16 protein-coding genes are annotated in these 15,619 nt (G+C 54.4%); 9 read left to right on the forward strand and 7 right to left on the reverse strand.

Translation table 11 applies throughout. The features are described 5' to 3' along the window. Window positions 1–14: 14 nt before the first annotated feature. On the forward strand, window positions 15–935 hold the full coding sequence (gene gsiC, locus IEX01_RS02910; protein ID WP_024559642.1) for a glutathione ABC transporter permease GsiC: 921 nt from the start codon (window positions 15–17) through the stop codon (window positions 933–935). A 2-nt stretch (window positions 936–937) separates the two neighbouring features. Beyond that, window positions 938–1,849, forward strand: coding sequence for a glutathione ABC transporter permease GsiD (gene gsiD, locus IEX01_RS02915; RefSeq protein ID WP_024559643.1), 912 nt, complete (start codon window positions 938–940; stop codon window positions 1,847–1,849). A gap of 44 nt (window positions 1,850–1,893) precedes the next feature. Here gsiD and rimO read toward each other — a convergent pair whose 3' ends face one another. Beyond that, a complete protein-coding gene (gene rimO / locus IEX01_RS02920) occupies window positions 1,894–3,201 on the reverse strand; it encodes a 30S ribosomal protein S12 methylthiotransferase RimO (RefSeq protein WP_188723240.1) in 1,308 nt (435 codons plus the stop codon). Between the two features lie 481 nt (window positions 3,202–3,682). On the opposite strand from rimO, the gene IEX01_RS02925 reads away from it, so the two are divergent. After that, on the forward strand, window positions 3,683–4,816 hold the full coding sequence (locus IEX01_RS02925) for a DUF8093 domain-containing protein (protein ID WP_188723241.1): 1,134 nt from the start codon (window positions 3,683–3,685) through the stop codon (window positions 4,814–4,816). Window positions 4,817–4,832: 16 nt separating this feature from the next. Continuing rightward, a complete protein-coding gene (locus IEX01_RS02930) occupies window positions 4,833–5,333 on the forward strand; it encodes a YrhA family protein (RefSeq protein ID WP_229701803.1) in 501 nt (166 codons plus the stop codon). Window positions 5,334–5,375: 42 nt separating this feature from the next. Here IEX01_RS02930 and IEX01_RS02935 read toward each other — a convergent pair whose 3' ends face one another. Next, window positions 5,376–5,777, reverse strand: a complete 402-nt coding sequence (locus tag IEX01_RS02935; protein ID WP_024559647.1) for a hypothetical protein — start codon at window positions 5,775–5,777, stop codon at window positions 5,376–5,378. A gap of 240 nt (window positions 5,778–6,017) precedes the next feature. After that, window positions 6,018–6,149 carry a hypothetical protein gene (locus IEX01_RS21685; protein WP_268237239.1) on the reverse strand — a complete coding sequence of 44 codons (132 nt, stop codon included), beginning with the start codon at window positions 6,147–6,149 and terminating at the stop codon, window positions 6,018–6,020. Between the two features lie 270 nt (window positions 6,150–6,419). Between IEX01_RS21685 and IEX01_RS02940 the strand changes: the two genes are divergently transcribed. Further along, on the forward strand, window positions 6,420–6,803 hold the full coding sequence (locus IEX01_RS02940; RefSeq protein ID WP_024556018.1) for a biofilm formation regulator BssR: 384 nt from the start codon (window positions 6,420–6,422) through the stop codon (window positions 6,801–6,803). A 107-nt stretch (window positions 6,804–6,910) separates the two neighbouring features. Next, window positions 6,911–8,029 carry a PQQ-dependent sugar dehydrogenase gene (locus IEX01_RS02945; protein WP_048888381.1) on the forward strand — a complete coding sequence of 373 codons (1,119 nt, stop codon included), beginning with the start codon at window positions 6,911–6,913 and terminating at the stop codon, window positions 8,027–8,029. Window positions 8,030–8,031: 2 nt separating this feature from the next. Here the strand turns inward: IEX01_RS02945 and IEX01_RS02950 are convergent, their stop codons facing one another. Next, window positions 8,032–8,658 (reverse strand): glutathione S-transferase family protein, encoded by a 627-nt coding sequence (locus IEX01_RS02950; RefSeq protein WP_024559649.1) that lies wholly within the window; start codon window positions 8,656–8,658, stop codon window positions 8,032–8,034. 227 nt (window positions 8,659–8,885) lie between these two features. Between IEX01_RS02950 and dacC the strand changes: the two genes are divergently transcribed. Then, a complete protein-coding gene (gene dacC, locus IEX01_RS02955) occupies window positions 8,886–10,106 on the forward strand; it encodes a serine-type D-Ala-D-Ala carboxypeptidase (protein ID WP_373289632.1) in 1,221 nt (406 codons plus the stop codon). 30 nt (window positions 10,107–10,136) lie between these two features. On the opposite strand, the gene deoR is transcribed toward dacC, so the two are convergent. Then, the gene (deoR, locus tag IEX01_RS02960) at window positions 10,137–10,901 is read right to left on the reverse strand and encodes a DNA-binding transcriptional repressor DeoR (protein ID WP_024556022.1); all 765 of its coding nucleotides are present in this window, start codon (window positions 10,899–10,901) and stop codon (window positions 10,137–10,139) included. Window positions 10,902–10,984: 83 nt separating this feature from the next. Further along, entirely contained in the window at window positions 10,985–11,593 is a 609-nt protein-coding gene (gene ybjG, locus IEX01_RS02965; RefSeq protein ID WP_188723243.1) for an undecaprenyl-diphosphate phosphatase, read from the reverse strand. A gap of 303 nt (window positions 11,594–11,896) precedes the next feature. Between ybjG and IEX01_RS02970 the strand changes: the two genes are divergently transcribed. Beyond that, window positions 11,897–13,132, forward strand: a complete 1,236-nt coding sequence (locus IEX01_RS02970; RefSeq protein WP_188723244.1) for an MFS transporter — start codon at window positions 11,897–11,899, stop codon at window positions 13,130–13,132. Window positions 13,133–13,170: 38 nt separating this feature from the next. On the opposite strand, the gene IEX01_RS02975 is transcribed toward IEX01_RS02970, so the two are convergent. Next, window positions 13,171–13,983, reverse strand: a complete 813-nt coding sequence (locus IEX01_RS02975; protein WP_048888382.1) for a Cof-type HAD-IIB family hydrolase — start codon at window positions 13,981–13,983, stop codon at window positions 13,171–13,173. A 176-nt stretch (window positions 13,984–14,159) separates the two neighbouring features. On the opposite strand from IEX01_RS02975, the gene IEX01_RS02980 reads away from it, so the two are divergent. Beyond that, window positions 14,160–15,617, forward strand: a complete 1,458-nt coding sequence (locus tag IEX01_RS02980; protein ID WP_188723245.1) for a flagellin N-terminal helical domain-containing protein — start codon at window positions 14,160–14,162, stop codon at window positions 15,615–15,617. Window positions 15,618–15,619: the final 2 nt, after the last annotated feature.

The raw sequence follows: 15,619 nt of genomic DNA on the forward strand, positions 1-15,619 counted from the left end.
AGACAGGGCTGCGCATGTTTAACTACATCGTAAAACGCCTGCTGGGGCTTATCCCGACGCTGCTTATCGTGGCGGTGCTGGTGTTTTTATTTGTCCATATGCTGCCAGGCGACCCGGCGCGCTTAATCGCCGGGCCCGAAGCCGATGCTGAGGTTATCGCGCTGGTGCGCGCGCAACTAGGGCTGGATCAGCCGCTGTGGCAGCAGTTCTGGCACTACATTAGCCACGTTGCGCAGGGAGATTTTGGCAACTCGCTGGTGTCACGCCGTCCGGTATCGGAAGAGATAGCCAGCCGCTTTATGCCGACGCTCTGGCTCACCGTCGCCAGTATGGTCTGGGCGGTGCTGTTCGGACTGTTCGCCGGCATTATCGCCGCCGTCTGGCGTAACCGCTGGCCGGACAGAATCAGCATGACGCTCGCCGTCTCTGGCATCTCTTTCCCTGCCTTCGCGCTCGGCATGTTGCTGATGCAGGTATTTTCCGTAGAGCTGGGCTGGCTGCCGACTGTCGGCGCCGACAGCTGGCGCCACTACATTCTGCCCTCCATTACCCTTGGCGCGGCGGTCGCGGCGGTGATGGCGCGCTTCACCCGCGCCTCGTTCGTGGACGTGCTGGGCGAGGATTATATGCGCACCGCGCGCGCCAAAGGGGTGAGCGAGAAATGGGTAATTCTGAAACACGGCCTGCGCAACGCCATGATCCCAGTTATCACCATGATGGGGCTGCAGTTTGGTTTTCTGCTGGGCGGCTCGATTGTGGTGGAGAAGGTGTTCAACTGGCCGGGGCTTGGTCGTCTGCTGGTGGACTCCGTCGAGATGCGCGATTACCCCGTGATTCAGGCGGAAGTTTTGCTCTTCTCGCTGGAATTCATTCTTATCAACTTAGTGGTGGATGTGCTCTACGCCGCCATTAACCCGGCTATCAGGTACAAGTAAGGATGCGACTTTTCAACTGGCGCCGACAGGCCATTCTCAACGCCATGCCGACAATACGCCCGCAGCAGGTGCGCACGCCCTGGCATGAATTCTGGCGACGATTTAAACGCCAGCCGGTGGCGCTTATCGCCGGCGCGTTTGTGTTGCTGCTGATTGTCCTTGCGATAGTCGCGCCCTGGATAGCGCCGTTCGATGCGGAAAACTATTTTGACTACGACAGGCTCAACGAAGGGCCGTCGATGCTGCACTGGTTCGGCGTCGATTCGCTCGGGCGCGATATTTTCAGCCGCGTGCTGGTCGGCGCGCAGATTTCGCTCGCGGCCGGGGTGTTCGCAGTGCTTATCGGCGCGCTTATCGGTACGGTGCTCGGGCTGCTGGCGGGCTATTACGAAGGCTGGTGGGACCGCATTATTATGCGCATCTGCGATGTGCTGTTCGCGTTTCCGGGCATTTTGCTCGCCATTGCGGTGGTGGCGGTGATGGGCAGCGGTATGGCGAACGTCATTATCGCGGTGGCGATTTTCAGCATCCCGGCTTTTGCGCGCCTGGTGCGCGGCAACACGCTGGTGCTGAAGCACCAGACGTTTATCGAGTCGGCGCGCAGCATCGGCGCTTCCGACGCGACTATTCTGTTTCGCCACATTCTGCCGGGCACGGTGTCGTCCATTGTGGTCTATTTCACCATGCGCATCGGCACCTCGATTATCTCGGCGGCAAGCCTCTCGTTCCTCGGCCTTGGGGCACAGCCGCCAACGCCGGAGTGGGGCGCGATGCTGAACGAGGCGCGCGCGGATATGGTGATAGCGCCGCATGTGGCTATTTTCCCAAGCCTCGCTATTTTCCTGACGGTGCTGGCGTTTAACCTGCTGGGCGACGGCCTTCGCGACGCGCTCGATCCCAGACTTAAGGGCTAATAAAAAAGGCTGCCGGATGGCAGCCTTTTTTTCAGCGGCAAGCCTTAAACGCGGCTGCCCCACAGGTCATATTCGTCGGCGTTTTCCACCTTCACGCGAACCACGTCGCCCGGCTTCACGTTGGTTTCGCCGTTAAGGTAGACCGCGCCGTCGATTTCCGGCGCGTCCGCCATGCTGCGGCCAATGGCGCCTTCGTCGTCCACTTCATCGACGATAACCAGGATCTCGCGGCCCACTTTCTCCTGCAGACGCTCGGCGGAGATCTGCTGCTGAAGCTGCATGAAGCGGTTCCAGCGCTCTTCTTTCACCTCTTCCGGCACCTGATCCGGCAGATCGTTGGCGGTGGCGCCCTCGACCGGGCTGTATTTAAAGCAGCCGACGCGGTCGAGACGCGCTTCTTTCAGGAAATCGAGCAGCATCTGGAAATCTTCTTCGGTTTCACCCGGGAAGCCCACGATAAAGGTGGAACGCAGCGTCAGCTCAGGGCAGATTTCACGCCACTGTTTAATGCGCGCAAGCTGGCGGTCTACCGAACCCGGGCGCTTCATCAGTTTCAGAATACGCGGGCTGGCGTGCTGCAGCGGAATATCGAGATAGGGGAGGATTTTGCCTTCCGCCATCAGCGGGATCACCTCATCCACATGCGGGTAAGGGTAAACATAATGCAGGCGCACCCAGACGCCGAGCTTCGCCAGTTGCTCGCACAGGCTGACCATGCTGGTTTTCACCGGCTCGCCGTTCCAGAAGCCGGTGCGGTGTTTTACATCCACGCCGTAAGCGGAGGTATCCTGCGAGATTACCAGCAGCTCTTTCACGCCTGCTTCCACAAGGCGCTTCGCTTCCGCCAGCACATCGCCAATCGGGCGGCTGTCGAGGTCGCCGCGCATGGACGGGATGATGCAGAAGGTGCAGCGGTGGTTGCAGCCTTCAGAAATTTTCAGATAAGCATAGTGGCGCGGCGTCAGCTTCACGCCCTGTTCCGGCACCAGGCTTAAGAAAGGATTGTGCTTAGGCTTCGGCACATAGTGGTGAACGTGCTTGAGCACCTGCTCATAGCTGTGCGGTCCGGTGATTTCCAGCACTTTCGGATGCACTTCACGGATCTGATCTTCCTTCGCGCCGAGGCAGCCGGTCACAATCACCTTGCCGTTTTCGTTTAACGCTTCGCCGATCACTTCCAGCGACTCCTGAACGGCGCTGTCGATAAAACCGCAGGTGTTAACGATAACCATGTCGGCATCGTCATAGCTCGGCACGACATCGTAGCCTTCGGTACGCAGTTCGGTCAGGATGCGCTCAGAATCCACCAGGTTTTTCGGGCAGCCTAACGAGATGAAACCAATCTTGGACATTTTTTATACAATACATTGCTCGGGAAAACGCGGAGTATACATCATGCGCAAACGCTACAGCTATATGTGACGGAATTCTTGCTAACGCAGGCCGCCGCCGTGGTTCAGCATCAGAGGATAAAACGAGGAGAAGATCTGGCCTTTTGTTTATTACCGTTGCTTTTCGCAACACTGTCGTATTAAAAAAACGTAAACCAATCCGCTAATTATTTCTGTATTATTCCTGCCGGGATGATTAGCTATGTTGGTACAGGTAATTAAAGGATCTCTTTACGTTAACCATTATTAATCTCTCTGAGAAAAACCTGTGTCATTAATTTATTGCTGTTCGCTTTGCAAGCCAACTGTAATAAAAAAGCATAGATTCGCTTACTTTTATGATCTTCAACATTAAAATAGCGGTCTCTATAAAATGCTTTTTTAACCAGCTTGTAAGGAGGGGTAATATTACCGGGATTTTTTGTTACCAAAGGAGTTGGTAATGAGCTTTAGCCTTCCTGGCTGCAATCTCTTCTACTTATTAAGAGATAGTCTTGAACCAGAATATTATGAATTGATAGCTCAGCCATATGCCACCTGGCATTATATTCAGCAAGAATATGAATTTGACGATCGATACCGTGGACATTATTACATTGAAGGGTTACGGCCCCATCCGCAGTGTTCACGTAATTATGCCCATCAGAGTAATTATACTTACGGCCTGAATACACACAGAAGAATGAGGGAGCTTGTTTTCAACGGGAATATTGTAATGTTAGATCGCATTGGTCCACCCGGGCAGCTGTTTTATATAGATGAACAAGGCGAGCTTATCTGTACGAATCCTTGGGCCTTTGAAAGGAATGGGGCGGAAAACATCATCAGGGCATTCACCCATTCGGTAAAATGTCGATGCGGCAGCAGCAGGCCCCGCACCACCCGTTTTGCTCGTTCAGTTTTTGAAGGCGTTTCAGGCTCTGGCAAGAAACCGGCATACCAGACGATTAACAGTAAAGCGGCAGGCCGCCTACTTGCCGCTGGCGGTGTTTACAACAACAATGTTGACGCGTTCAGGGAGACAGCAGAGCGGTTAGGCGGCGATGCTTTAAAAGGTTATGAGCAGGTATTGAATGAGCAGACGGCAGGCGCGGTTATGGCCGCAGCCTCCATGCTGTTGGTGAAACGGCCTGCTAATTTTGAGGAAATATACGGTTATTTAGGCAAAATTAGAGGCGAATCAAAATTCTTACATAACCTTGAAGTAAAGAAAATCAATTATGTGAAGCGTGAGTCAGCAGAAACCGCACTAATGAGGAAAGAGTTTAACAACACGGTCAGAAAAAGTTTTCTCCATCAGATGGCAAGCTCTTCTGAGGCAGCCGCGGTTTTTAACTCATCTGATATTTTGAAAATGCGTCAAGGCGCTGTTCCTGATGGCTGGAATGTGCATCATAAACTACCATTAGACGATAGTGGCGATAATAGTTTTGATAATCTTGCGTTGATAGAAAATGAGCCTTTTCACAAGGTTTTGACTGGCATGCAACGCCAGGCAACCAAAGGAATGGTGCCGGGAGAAAGTAGAATTATTCCCTGGGTTATGCCAGCAACTTCAATTTATCGGCTAAAATAGATTTACAGGTATAACAGTGAAATTAGATCTTAACAAGATGGTAATAGAATTAAAAACGCTTATGATTAATTCAGCATATCAAATAGAACCTCCTGTAAAAAAAGAGTTCTTCGATAGCATATTAAATAAGCCTGTTCATTCCACACCCTCATTAATTCTCAATCAAATAGCAAGGGAGTTCTATTTTCTGTTAATAAAGCAACCCGACTACGGTGATTTTTTAAAGCATATGGATGGTTTCGAGTATAACGGCCTGCGGCTGTTTAGTATTTCTAATCCTGAACCTGCTATTAAAAACATATTCCTTATCAATGAATACTATAGAAACAATGACATTTACAGGGACCCTGTCTTGCAAGAGCGTTTAGTTATAGGGGAAGACGGTATGTCATTATTTACATACGATGCTAAAAAAGATCTTTTTGAAATCAGAGACAGTGCGGCTAGCGAATCTGTCTATGGAGAATTCGACAATTTCACTCAGCTTTTAGCTGAAATGATCGCGTCAATAAAATAAGTTTAAGAATGAATTTTGATTCATATCAACAATATGGGGTTATCACACCCGGCTTCGCTGATAAGCGCTTTCGCAAATATCAAAAGCTACGCTCACGAAGCTTACAGACATATTCATATACGCCTCTTTATCATATTCTGTTTTCATCATCGGCTTAAACCGGGAATAAAAGCCTTCGCGCATGGCGTCGATAAACCTGTTTTTGTTTTTTGATGGGGCAAGGTCGGGAGCGTATCGCGAACATAATTCCTCCAGATTAATAAAGGGCGACACCCGTCCTTCATCCATGGATTTGGTATTGTATAAACGCAGGAAGGCCTCGCCGCTGACGTCAATCATTTGCTGCTCGTTAAACGTGGCAATCGTGTGGGTATTATCAGACTGAGGATGATGCTGGCATCCCAGTATAGCCAGACCAGAACATAATAAAATTTTTTGATACATAGCATATCTCCTTTCCGGCTCGATAATTTCACAGTAGTACAGGGCCTTCAGTAAAGATGTGTATTTATGTAATTCTGCATTTCATGATGTTCTCCAGTGATAAAATCATGAAAAAGTCGTAGTCTTAAACGCTGCGGTCTGACTGGCTAAATAACTTATTGTCGCGAGGTCAACGTGCCGGAAAGTAAGTGAGTAAAACTAATAAGGCAGGGGAATATTCTTTCAACAGAAATGCCCACGCTATTGCTGACCTGCTTTTATATCTTCGGCGCCTTTATTTTTGGTAAAGTTTGAAAGTAGCCAAAATAAATGACCTTTTTCCCGGGGTTCATTTTTTTCATCATTAGCGTGCCGTTTTGCTTTTTCGTTCATGCCGCGTTTTTAAGCGCATCGCCACCTCCTGAAACCCGTTTTGAAAACCTCAAACGGAGCGCAAAATTAACGGTTCGCTTGCCCTTTTTATTCCGCCTGGCTTATGTCTCGCTTAGCAAAAAATGACGCCGCTCCGCGTTTCTGCCGTCAGGTTATCGAAATGTAAAGAAAGTTAATAGGTGTCGAAATATTGACCCAGCGCATAATTCCGCACAAAAAGTGACCATATGCTTGCCTTGATCCACCGATGTGCCACAGGGAGGAATATGTATGATCTCTGACAGAGTCCGGCATGATCTCTTGAAAAAGACGATCATCGCAAAAGTTGACCTCATGGCTTATCTACAACTGAGGAAAGCAAAAGGGTATATGTCGGTCGCTGAAAGTCACTACTTAAGGGATAACCTTTTTGATCTCTGTAAGGAATACCGTCGTCATTACGCGCTCCTGAAGCAGACGCAAAAAAGCACGGAGCTGGCCGCGTTTACCCAGTGCCTGGATGCGCTTTCCGGCGCTGCGGTATGTTTGATGACAGGGCAGCATGATTGTCCGCTTTATATCACCGTCGACGCCGAGAAGCTTGAACGCGCCATTATCACGCTACAGCGTTGCACACATCTTTTGAGCGACCTCAGAAAACCGGCTGAAGCCTGAAATCCGGGGGAGGCGACTCCCCCGTCCTGCTTAAGTTTTTGTAAAAGTAAACCCGTCGTTGTCGCTGCTGGCTACCCTTATCGGGACAACCGATAAAGGAGATTGCTATGCCGCTGCTCTCGCCCCGAACCTGGCTCGCCGCTGCGGCGCTGCTTGGCGCTTCGCAGCTCCATGCCGCTGAAGTTAACGTGGAGGTGCTGCAAAACCGGCTCGAACATCCCTGGGCGCTGGCTTTCCTGCCGCAGGAACAGGGCATGTTGATAACACTGAAAGGCGGCGAGCTGAAGCGCTGGCAACCAGGTAAAGGCCTTTCCGCTCCTGTTACCGGCGTGCCGAAAGTCTGGGCGCAGGGGCAGGGCGGCCTGCTTGACGTGGTACTGGCGCCCGATTTCGCGCAAAGCCGCAAAGTGTGGCTGAGCTATGCCGAAGCTGGCGAGGATGGCAAAGCGGGCACCGCGGTCGGTTATGGGCGCCTGAGCGATGATATGCAGCGGCTTGAACATTTCACCGTGGTCTTTCGTCAGCAGCCGAAGCTCTCTGTCGGCAACCACTTCGGCGGGCGCATGGTGTTTGACGGCAAAGGTTATCTTTTTATCGCGCTCGGGGAGAACAACCAGCGGCCTACCGCGCAGGAGCTCGACAAATTGCAGGGCAAACTGGTGCGCCTGACCGAAGAGGGCAAAGTGCCCCAGGATAACCCGTTCGTTGGCAAAGCGGGCGCCCGCCCGGAGATTTGGTCTTACGGCATTCGCAACCCGCAGGGGATGGCGTTCAACCCCTGGAGCCATGCGCTCTGGCTGAACGAGCACGGCCCGCGCGGCGGCGATGAAATTAACATTCCGCAAGCGGGTAAAAATTACGGCTGGCCCATCGCCACCTGGGGCATAAACTACAGCGGCCTGCCGATACCTGAAGCAAAAGGCGGCACCGCGCCTGGCACGGAGCAACCTATTTTCTACTGGAAAGATTCGCCTGCCGTCAGCGGCATGGCGTTTTACAACGCCAGCACTTTCCCGCAGTGGCAAAACAAGCTGTTCATCGGCGCGCTGAAAGATAAAAACCTGATTCAGATGAGCGTGAACGGCAATAACGTCAAGGAGGATGGTCGCCTGCTGGGCGAGCGCAACGCGCGCATTCGCGATGTGCGCGTTGGGCCAGATGGCTATGTGTATGTGCTGACGGACGAAACGGACGGGCAACTGCTGAAAATCAGCCCCGCTTCGTGATCTCAGCTTACCGGGATCATCACAATTTTGCGAAACGCCGGGCGTTCGCTCAATTGCTGATACCAGCGGTCCAGGTGCGGGCGCGGCGTAAACTCAACGCCGACGTTTTTCAGATTGTAGATATAGGGCGCGGGTGAAATATCGCCGAGCCCGAACGCTGCGCCCGAAAGCCAGGGCGTTTTCGCCAGCTCCGCGTCGAGAATGCCAAGCAGTTCGTCACACTTATGAGTGCTCTCTTCAATCAGCTTCGGGTCGCGCTTTTCCGGCGGCGTGCGCACAAGGCTAAACACCAGGCCACGGTGCGGCGGCGGCAGCATCGTGGCCGCCCAGTCCATCCATTTATCGCCTTGCGCGCGTTCCACCGGGTTGTCCAGCCACAGACGGCGCTGGCCGTACTGCGCGGCGAGATAACGCACGATGGCGTTCGATTCCCAGAGCACCAGCCCCGTTTCATCATCGCGCAGGCAGGGCACCAGGCCGTTAGGGTTCATTTCCAGATAATCGGGATCGTGGTTAATCCCATACTGCATGCCGGCGGGGATACGGTTGTAGGGCAGCTCCAGCTCTTCCAGACACCAGAGGACTTTTTTGACGTTAGTGGAGTTTTCTCTGCCCCAGACGGTAATCATGGTTCGCTCCTTATGAAGAGGGTAGGTCACAGAGTGGGAAATACCTATGGTGAGATAAAGCCCACTTTTTCGCAACCTTCGCAAAAACCGGTCAGTAACAACCCGATCTCACTTACACTTGAAAAAACTTTACCCGCTTACTGTTTCATTACGAGCTAATGTGCGTTATTACTCACAACTTCACTCGATGCGTTTATTTTGACGTGATTTCTGGAATGGATACTCGGATGGCACTTACCAACCCTTTCTCTCTCCCCCCTTTAGCGCGCGCTGTGATGGCGGGCTCCGTTCTGTTACTCGCTCTGGTTCCTGCCGTAAAGGCCGAGCAAACGCAGGCGCCTGCCGCGCCGGCGATGGAAGCCAGGGCCTGGATCCTGATGGATTACGCCAGCGGCAAGGTGCTGGCGGAAGGCAACGCCGATGAAAAGCTCGACCCTGCAAGCCTGACCAAGCTGATGACCAGCTATGTGGTAGGCCAGGCGCTGAAGGCAGGCAAAATTCATCTTGATGATAAAGTCACCATCGGCAAAGACGCCTGGGCGACCGGCAATCCGGCGCTGCGCGGCTCGTCGCTGATGTTTTTAAAGCCAGGCGACCAGGTGCCGGTTTCCGAGCTGAATAAAGGGGTGATCATCCAGTCCGGGAATGACGCCAGCATTGCCATCGCCGACTATGTCGCGGGCAGCCAGGATGCGTTCGTCGGCCTGATGAACGGTTATGCGCAGCGGCTGGGACTGACGAACACCACCTTCAAAACCGTACACGGGTTAGATGCGCCAGGGCAATTCAGCACTGCGCGCGATATGGCTTTGCTGGGCAAGGCGCTAATTCACGACGTGCCGGATGAATATGCCATTCATAAAGAAAAAGAGTTTACGTTCAATAATATCCGCCAGGCTAACCGCAACCGGCTGCTCTGGAGCACCAATCTGAACGTGGATGGGATGAAAACCGGCACCACGGCGGGAGCTGGTTATAATCTGGTGGCTTCGGCCACGCAGGGCGATATGCGCCTGATTTCGGTCGTGCTGGGCACCAAAACCGACGGCATTCGCTTTCGCGAGTCGGAAAAGCTGCTGACCTGGGGTTTTCGTTTCTATGAAACCGTAACGCCCATCAAACCTGATGCGACGTTCGTCAGCCAGCGGGTCTGGTTTGGCGACAAGAGTGAAGCCAAACTGGGCGCAGGCGAAGCGGGGTCGATAACCATTCCGAAAGGCCAGCTTAAAAACCTGAAAGCGACCTGGAAACTCACGCAGCCGCAGCTCACCGCACCGCTGAAAAAAGGCCAGGTGGTAGGCACGATTGACTTCCAGCTTAATGGCCAGAACATTGAACAGCGTCCGCTGGTGGTGATGGAGGCGGTGGAAGAGGGAGGCTTCTTAAGCCGCCTGTGGGATCGCGTGCTGATGCAATTCCACAAGTGGTTCGGCAGCTGGTTCTCTTAAGCATGTCGCCTCCCGTCTGGCGGGAGGCGTTTACCAGAGCAGCGTCACGCCAGATTCTCTCGCCCAGTCGATAAATTTCGCTTCCGGTTTCGCGTCTGTCACCAGCGTGTCGAAGGCCTCCAGCGGCCCCATGCAGGCGGGTCTTACTTTGCCAAATTTACTGCTGTCCGCCACCAGCACGTGCCGCTGCGCCATCTCCAGCGCCCACTGTTTTACCGGCAGTTCGTCCAGATTAAAACAGGTGGCGCCGTGGTGCAGGTGCAGACCGGCGGCGGAGAAAAAGGCGATGTCGGGGCAAATGTTGCGCAGCGTTTCGCGAAAATTAAGCGGTTTGAAGATAGCGTTGCTGGCATGGAACTCGCCGCCGCAGAGAATCACGCGGCAGGCGGGTTTTTCCTGCAGCGCCAGAAACGTGTTAAGCGAATAGCAGACGCCGGTGAAGGGCAGGTCGTTGTCCAGCGCGTCGATTATCCAGGGCGTGGTGGTGCCGCAGTCAAAAAAGAGTGTTTGATGCGGGCTGACCAGCTCCGCCGCCCGGCGGCCGGCGCGACGCTTTTCGTCCACCAGACGGGTTTTCTGATCGCTTAGCAGATAATGGCTGACCGCTGCGCTGCGCGGTTCCAGCACGATATAACCGCCAAGCAGCACGACAGGCGCGTCGTTGCGCTGCAGGTCGCGGCGAATGGTCATCTCTGAAACGCCAAGCAGCGTGGCCGCCTCTTTCAGGTGAAGCTTATCGCTGCGTTTTAACGCCTGCAGCAGTTGCCCTATCCGCTCGTCGCGCCGTGTTTCCATTTCGTCCTCTGCTTAACCAAAACTGGCGAGGCGTGAACCACGCTTCGCCAGTGAATCGGGCGATTTTACCCGTCGCAGAGGCGTTAGTCACGCACCCAGCCTTTGCGGATGGGCAGGGCGAAGCAGCGGCGGTAAAGCTGGCGCAGCAGGCGATAGAGCGCCTCACCGCAGCCGTTCCAGACCATTTGCGCCGCCAGGCAGGCGAGCATGCCGAGCAGCAAACCGCCTACCATATCCAGCGGCCAGTGCACGCCCAGATAGATGCGCGACCAGGCGATAGCGCAAGCAACCGCCAGCAGCACCAGCCCTGACCACACCCGGTGCCAGCAGAGAAACGCCAGTGCAAAGGTAAAGCTCACGGTGCCGTGGTTGCTTGGGTAAGAGTCATCCGGCGAATGGTGCAGGAACTGGTGGCCGACCCCTTCGGCAAACGGACGCGGGTGCGGGAATAGATGGCCCATCAGCCAGGAGAGAAAGACGCTGATGGCGAGCGCCAGCGCAATCTTTACCACCAGCTGGCGCTGTGCGCTAAGCTTTTGTCCAGGCCCCCAGAGCCAGAGCGCCGCTGAAAGCAGCGGCACGCCGTAAATCAGCTCCCGGGCGATAAACGTCGCCAGGGCAAGCAGCCGGGCGGGGGAGGCGGGAGTGGCGTTAATCGCCAGAAAGAGCTGGTGGTTGAGGTCTTCCATCATCGCGGTTTTGGTTCCTTATCAACCCAAAAAAGAGGCCCAAAGCAGGGCGGCAAACGCGGCGCAAAAACAGGCCGCCGGTAAAGCGAATAACCTTAGAAACCGACCGGCGAAGGGTAAAGCGGTATTGTCTTATTTCTGTCATACAGCCGTTACCCGCGCCTGGCATAAGAATACGCGGCGCACCTTAAAATAAACTTAAATGACGGTAACGCTGTGCGTTATCGACTAACGTCGCACACAATTCACTATGACTGCTGCGGTCGTTTCATTACACTCAGCGCGATTTCTCTGGATGGATCGCTAATGCAAAGTAAAACGATGACGAAAAAGCGCCTTGGACGTCAGGCGCTGCTGTTCCCGCTGTGCCTGGTGTTGTATGAATTTTCAACGTATATCGGCAACGACATGATCCAGCCGGGTATGCTCGCCGTAGTGGAGCAATACCAGGCTGGCATGGAGTGGGTGCCGACATCCATGACCGCCTATCTGGCGGGCGGGATGTTCTTACAATGGCTGCTGGGGCCGCTGTCGGACCGCATCGGCCGCCGCCCGGTGATGCTCACCGGCGTGGTCTGGTTTATCGTGACCTGCCTTGCCACGCTGCTTGCGCAAAGTATTGAGCAGTTCACCGCGCTGCGCTTTTTACAGGGCATCAGCCTCTGCTTTATCGGCGCGGTCGGCTACGCCGCGATTCAGGAGTCGTTTGAAGAGGCGGTGTGCATCAAAATCACTGCGCTGATGGCGAACGTGGCGCTGATAGCCCCGCTGCTCGGCCCGCTGGTGGGCGCCGCCTGGGTGCACATGGCGCCGTGGGAGATGATGTTCGTGCTTTTCGCGGTGCTTGCCGCCATCGCCTATTACGGCCTGTGGCGCGCCATGCCGGAAACCGCCACCCGCCTTGGCGAAAAGCTCTCGCTCAAGGAGCTCGGGCGAGATTATAAAGCCGTGATGAACAACGCCCGCTTTGTGGCGGGCGCGCTGGCGACAGGCTTTGTGAGCCTGCCGCTGCTGGCGTGGATTGCCCAGTCGCCGGTTATCATCATCAGCGGCGAGCAGCTCAGCAGCTATGAATACGGCCTGTTGCAGGTGCCGATTTTCGGCGCGCTGATCGCAGGCAATCTGGTGCTGGCGAAACTCACTTCACGACGCACCGTGCGTTCGCTGATTATTCTTGGCGGCTGGCCCATCACTCTTGGTCTGGTGATAGCAGCGCTGGCGACCCTGCTCTCCTCCCACGCTTATCTGTGGATGACGGCGGGACTTAGCGTTTACGCCTTCGGCATCGGCCTCGCCAACGCAGGCCTGGTGCGCCTGACGCTTTTTGCCAGCGACATCAGTAAGGGCACGGTTTCCGCGGCGATGGGCATGTTGCAGATGCTGATTTTCACCGTCGGCATCGAGGTCAGCAAGCATGCCTATCTGGCGGGCGGCAATGGCCTGTTCAGCCTTTTCAATCTGCTGAATGGCCTGCTGTGGCTGGGGATGATGGTCATTTTCCTGAAGGACAAAACGGTCGGGAATTCGCTCCAGCCGCAATAAATCGCCATAAAAAAGGCCCTCCAGCGAGGGCCTTTGCGTTACTGGAAAGGCGCTTCGTTATTCAGCACCTTGTCGATAATTTCTAGCACGCCCTGTTCGTTATTATGTGGCGCGCGGTAGGGCGCTATCGCTTTGATTTTCTCCGGCGCGTTTTCCATGGCGAAGCCAAAACCCGCGTGGCGCAGCATCTCGATATCATTGCCGCCGTCGCCAAAAGCAACCACGTCGCTGTCTTTTATTCCCCAGCGTTTTTGCAGCATTTGCAGGCCGTTGGCTTTATGCAGGCCGGGGATAATCAGGTCGATAGAGCCGTGACCGCTGGAAACCGGCGTTACGATGCCTTCAAACGCTACCGTCAGCGCGTCCATGGTTTTTAATAAATCGTCATCCGGCAGGTTAAGCGCGAACTTAAAGAAGGTGTCGTCCAGACCATAAAAACTGTCGACGAATTCCAGCCGGTGATAATAGGTGGCGGCCATACGCTTAAACGCGTCGTCATAATGTTTTAGGGTATAGCCGCTGCGCTTGCCGCAGGCGATAGTTTCTACCTTCGGCAGCGTCAGCAGATGGTCGATAACCTGGTCATACTGCCCTTTGGTGAGCTTGCCGTTAAACAGATCTTCGCCTTCGCACACCACCCAGGCGCCGTTTTCCGCTACAAAAGCAATCTCTTCGGCTATCTCCGGGAAAAACGACGCGAGCTGGTAATACTGGTTGCCGCTCGCGACGACAAAGCGGATCCCCTGTTCCTTCATGCGGGCGTATTGCGCAAGAAAGCGCTCGCGGTGATAGGTTTTGGCGTCGCTGAGAAAGGTGCCATCCATGTCGACGGCGATCATTTTTACACCCATAAAGACTCCTTAACGGTTTGGCGGATTGGGCAGGCTTCCCTGTCCTTCGGATCGCTATTTCATAAGCGCTGGTTAACTAACAAGTTTTCACTTAATGCAAATTTTTCGTTAAAGCGTCGCCCCTGGCGGGCCGATAGTAGCCATGACGGCAACTATAGTGTGTTTTCTAAAAGAGCATGACGACCCTTTATTCCCTGATGTCCCCTTTTACGGCGACACAACAGCGCAGCAGCGAGTCGGCGCTGAGTGAGGCTATCACCCGGCTCGCTTCCGGTATGCGCATTAATAGCGCCAGGGATGACGCCGCAGGTCTCGCTATCGCTAACCGCATGAGCGCCAATATTAACGCCAGCGGCGCAGTGGCGCGCAATATCGACGATGGTGTCAGCCTGATGCAAACGGCGGAGGGCGGACTGGATGAGATTAATAATTTGCTCATCCGCGCCAGAACGCTGGCGGTGCAGGCGGCAAACGGCACGCTCTCGCCGCAAGACAGCGCCAGTATTCAGAATGAATTTCAGAAGATAAGCGAAACCATCGACCAAATTGCATACGGTACAACGGTGTTCGGTAAATACCCGCTGGCGGCGGCAAGCCATCCAGCGCCGCCACCGGTACAGTTGGGTGAAGTTCCGACTGTTAACCAACGCCTGCCTGTAGCAGGACAAGGCTATGTTTTTACTTCGGGACGTGTGCCTTTCGCTTATATCCCCGCCGGGGCGAAAGATATCGTGCTCGAAATCGATTCCGGCTGGATGGATGACGATTTGCAGCTTTTTAGCCGTGATGGTAGCCATTTGATAGGCACGCCCATTAATGGGAATGGCGCCACTCGCGATTTTACCTGGCGAAGCAATGGCGTAAATAATTCCGCCGATGCCAGTATGAAAATCATTACCGAAGAGAACGGCTTTACTGCCGGCGCGATTTACAGCGATGCGCACCTGACCCAGGGCGGCGCGGTTTATAACCTTAACGGCAGCGTGACCGCATCGCTGAACGGGATGAATATTACTTACAGCGGCGACGGAGACCGGTATGAAACCCCAGCGACCGGCTGGCCTAACAATGGCACCGTCTCGCCGGGTCATTACAAAGAGCGAATCGCTATTGATAGCGTGACCGAAGACCTGATTATAATGGTGGTGGGCACCGGTTCTTTTACTGGCAGCATGACATGGAGCCAACTTCCGACACCTACGCAGGCGCCGGACAGCAGACCCACCAGCAGCGAGACGCAAATTGTGGTCAGCGCCGATTTTGGTCAACCGCTTGAAACCAAGACGATTCCCGGCACACCTTCTGATACTGTCACGCTCGGCATCAGCGACCTGAGGTTTGATAATCAGCAAAACGCCAGCCAGGCGATGGGCAAACTCGACGCGGCGCTGGAGAAGGTAAACGGCTACCGGGGCACTTACGGCAGCCTTACTAATGCATTTGCCAGCGCGAAGAGCACGGTGCTGGAAGGGAAGGTGGCGACCGAAGCGGCGCGCAGCCGCATTGAAGATGCGGATTACGCCCAGGAGATGAGCAACATGACCCGGGCGCAAATCCTGCAACAGGCGGGCAGCGCGCTGATGGCGCAGGCCAGGCAAGCGCCAGAAACCATTCTGGCGCTGCTGAAAGGATAGCG

This window comes from Franconibacter daqui (assembly GCF_014644275.1).
GTDB lineage: Bacteria > Pseudomonadota > Gammaproteobacteria > Enterobacterales > Enterobacteriaceae > Franconibacter > Franconibacter pulveris.

Excerpts from the sequence above, each read along its gene's own strand:
- gsiC (WP_024559642.1), top strand. The coding sequence starts at position 15 with ATGTTTAACTACATCGTAAAACGCCTGCTGGGGCTTATCCCGACGCTG.
- IEX01_RS02925 (WP_188723241.1), top strand. The coding sequence starts at position 3,683 with ATGAGCTTTAGCCTTCCTGGCTGCAATCTCTTCTACTTATTAAGAGAT.
- deoR (WP_024556022.1), bottom strand. The coding sequence starts at position 10,901 with ATGGAAACACGGCGCGACGAGCGGATAGGGCAACTGCTGCAGGCGTTA.
- IEX01_RS02945 (WP_048888381.1), top strand. The coding sequence starts at position 6,911 with ATGCCGCTGCTCTCGCCCCGAACCTGGCTCGCCGCTGCGGCGCTGCTT.
- IEX01_RS02970 (WP_188723244.1), top strand. The coding sequence starts at position 11,897 with ATGCAAAGTAAAACGATGACGAAAAAGCGCCTTGGACGTCAGGCGCTG.
- dacC (WP_373289632.1), top strand. The coding sequence starts at position 8,886 with ATGGCACTTACCAACCCTTTCTCTCTCCCCCCTTTAGCGCGCGCTGTG.
- IEX01_RS21685 (WP_268237239.1), bottom strand. The coding sequence starts at position 6,149 with ATGAACGAAAAAGCAAAACGGCACGCTAATGATGAAAAAAATGAACCC.
- IEX01_RS02950 (WP_024559649.1), bottom strand. The coding sequence starts at position 8,658 with ATGATTACCGTCTGGGGCAGAGAAAACTCCACTAACGTCAAAAAAGTC.
- IEX01_RS02975 (WP_048888382.1), bottom strand. The coding sequence starts at position 13,983 with ATGGGTGTAAAAATGATCGCCGTCGACATGGATGGCACCTTTCTCAGC.
- rimO (WP_188723240.1), bottom strand. The coding sequence starts at position 3,201 with ATGTCCAAGATTGGTTTCATCTCGTTAGGCTGCCCGAAAAACCTGGTG.
- gsiD (WP_024559643.1), top strand. The coding sequence starts at position 938 with ATGCGACTTTTCAACTGGCGCCGACAGGCCATTCTCAACGCCATGCCG.
- ybjG (WP_188723243.1), bottom strand. The coding sequence starts at position 11,593 with ATGATGGAAGACCTCAACCACCAGCTCTTTCTGGCGATTAACGCCACT.
- IEX01_RS02940 (WP_024556018.1), top strand. The coding sequence starts at position 6,420 with ATGATCTCTGACAGAGTCCGGCATGATCTCTTGAAAAAGACGATCATC.
- IEX01_RS02935 (WP_024559647.1), bottom strand. The coding sequence starts at position 5,777 with ATGTATCAAAAAATTTTATTATGTTCTGGTCTGGCTATACTGGGATGC.
- IEX01_RS02980 (WP_188723245.1), top strand. The coding sequence starts at position 14,160 with ATGACGACCCTTTATTCCCTGATGTCCCCTTTTACGGCGACACAACAG.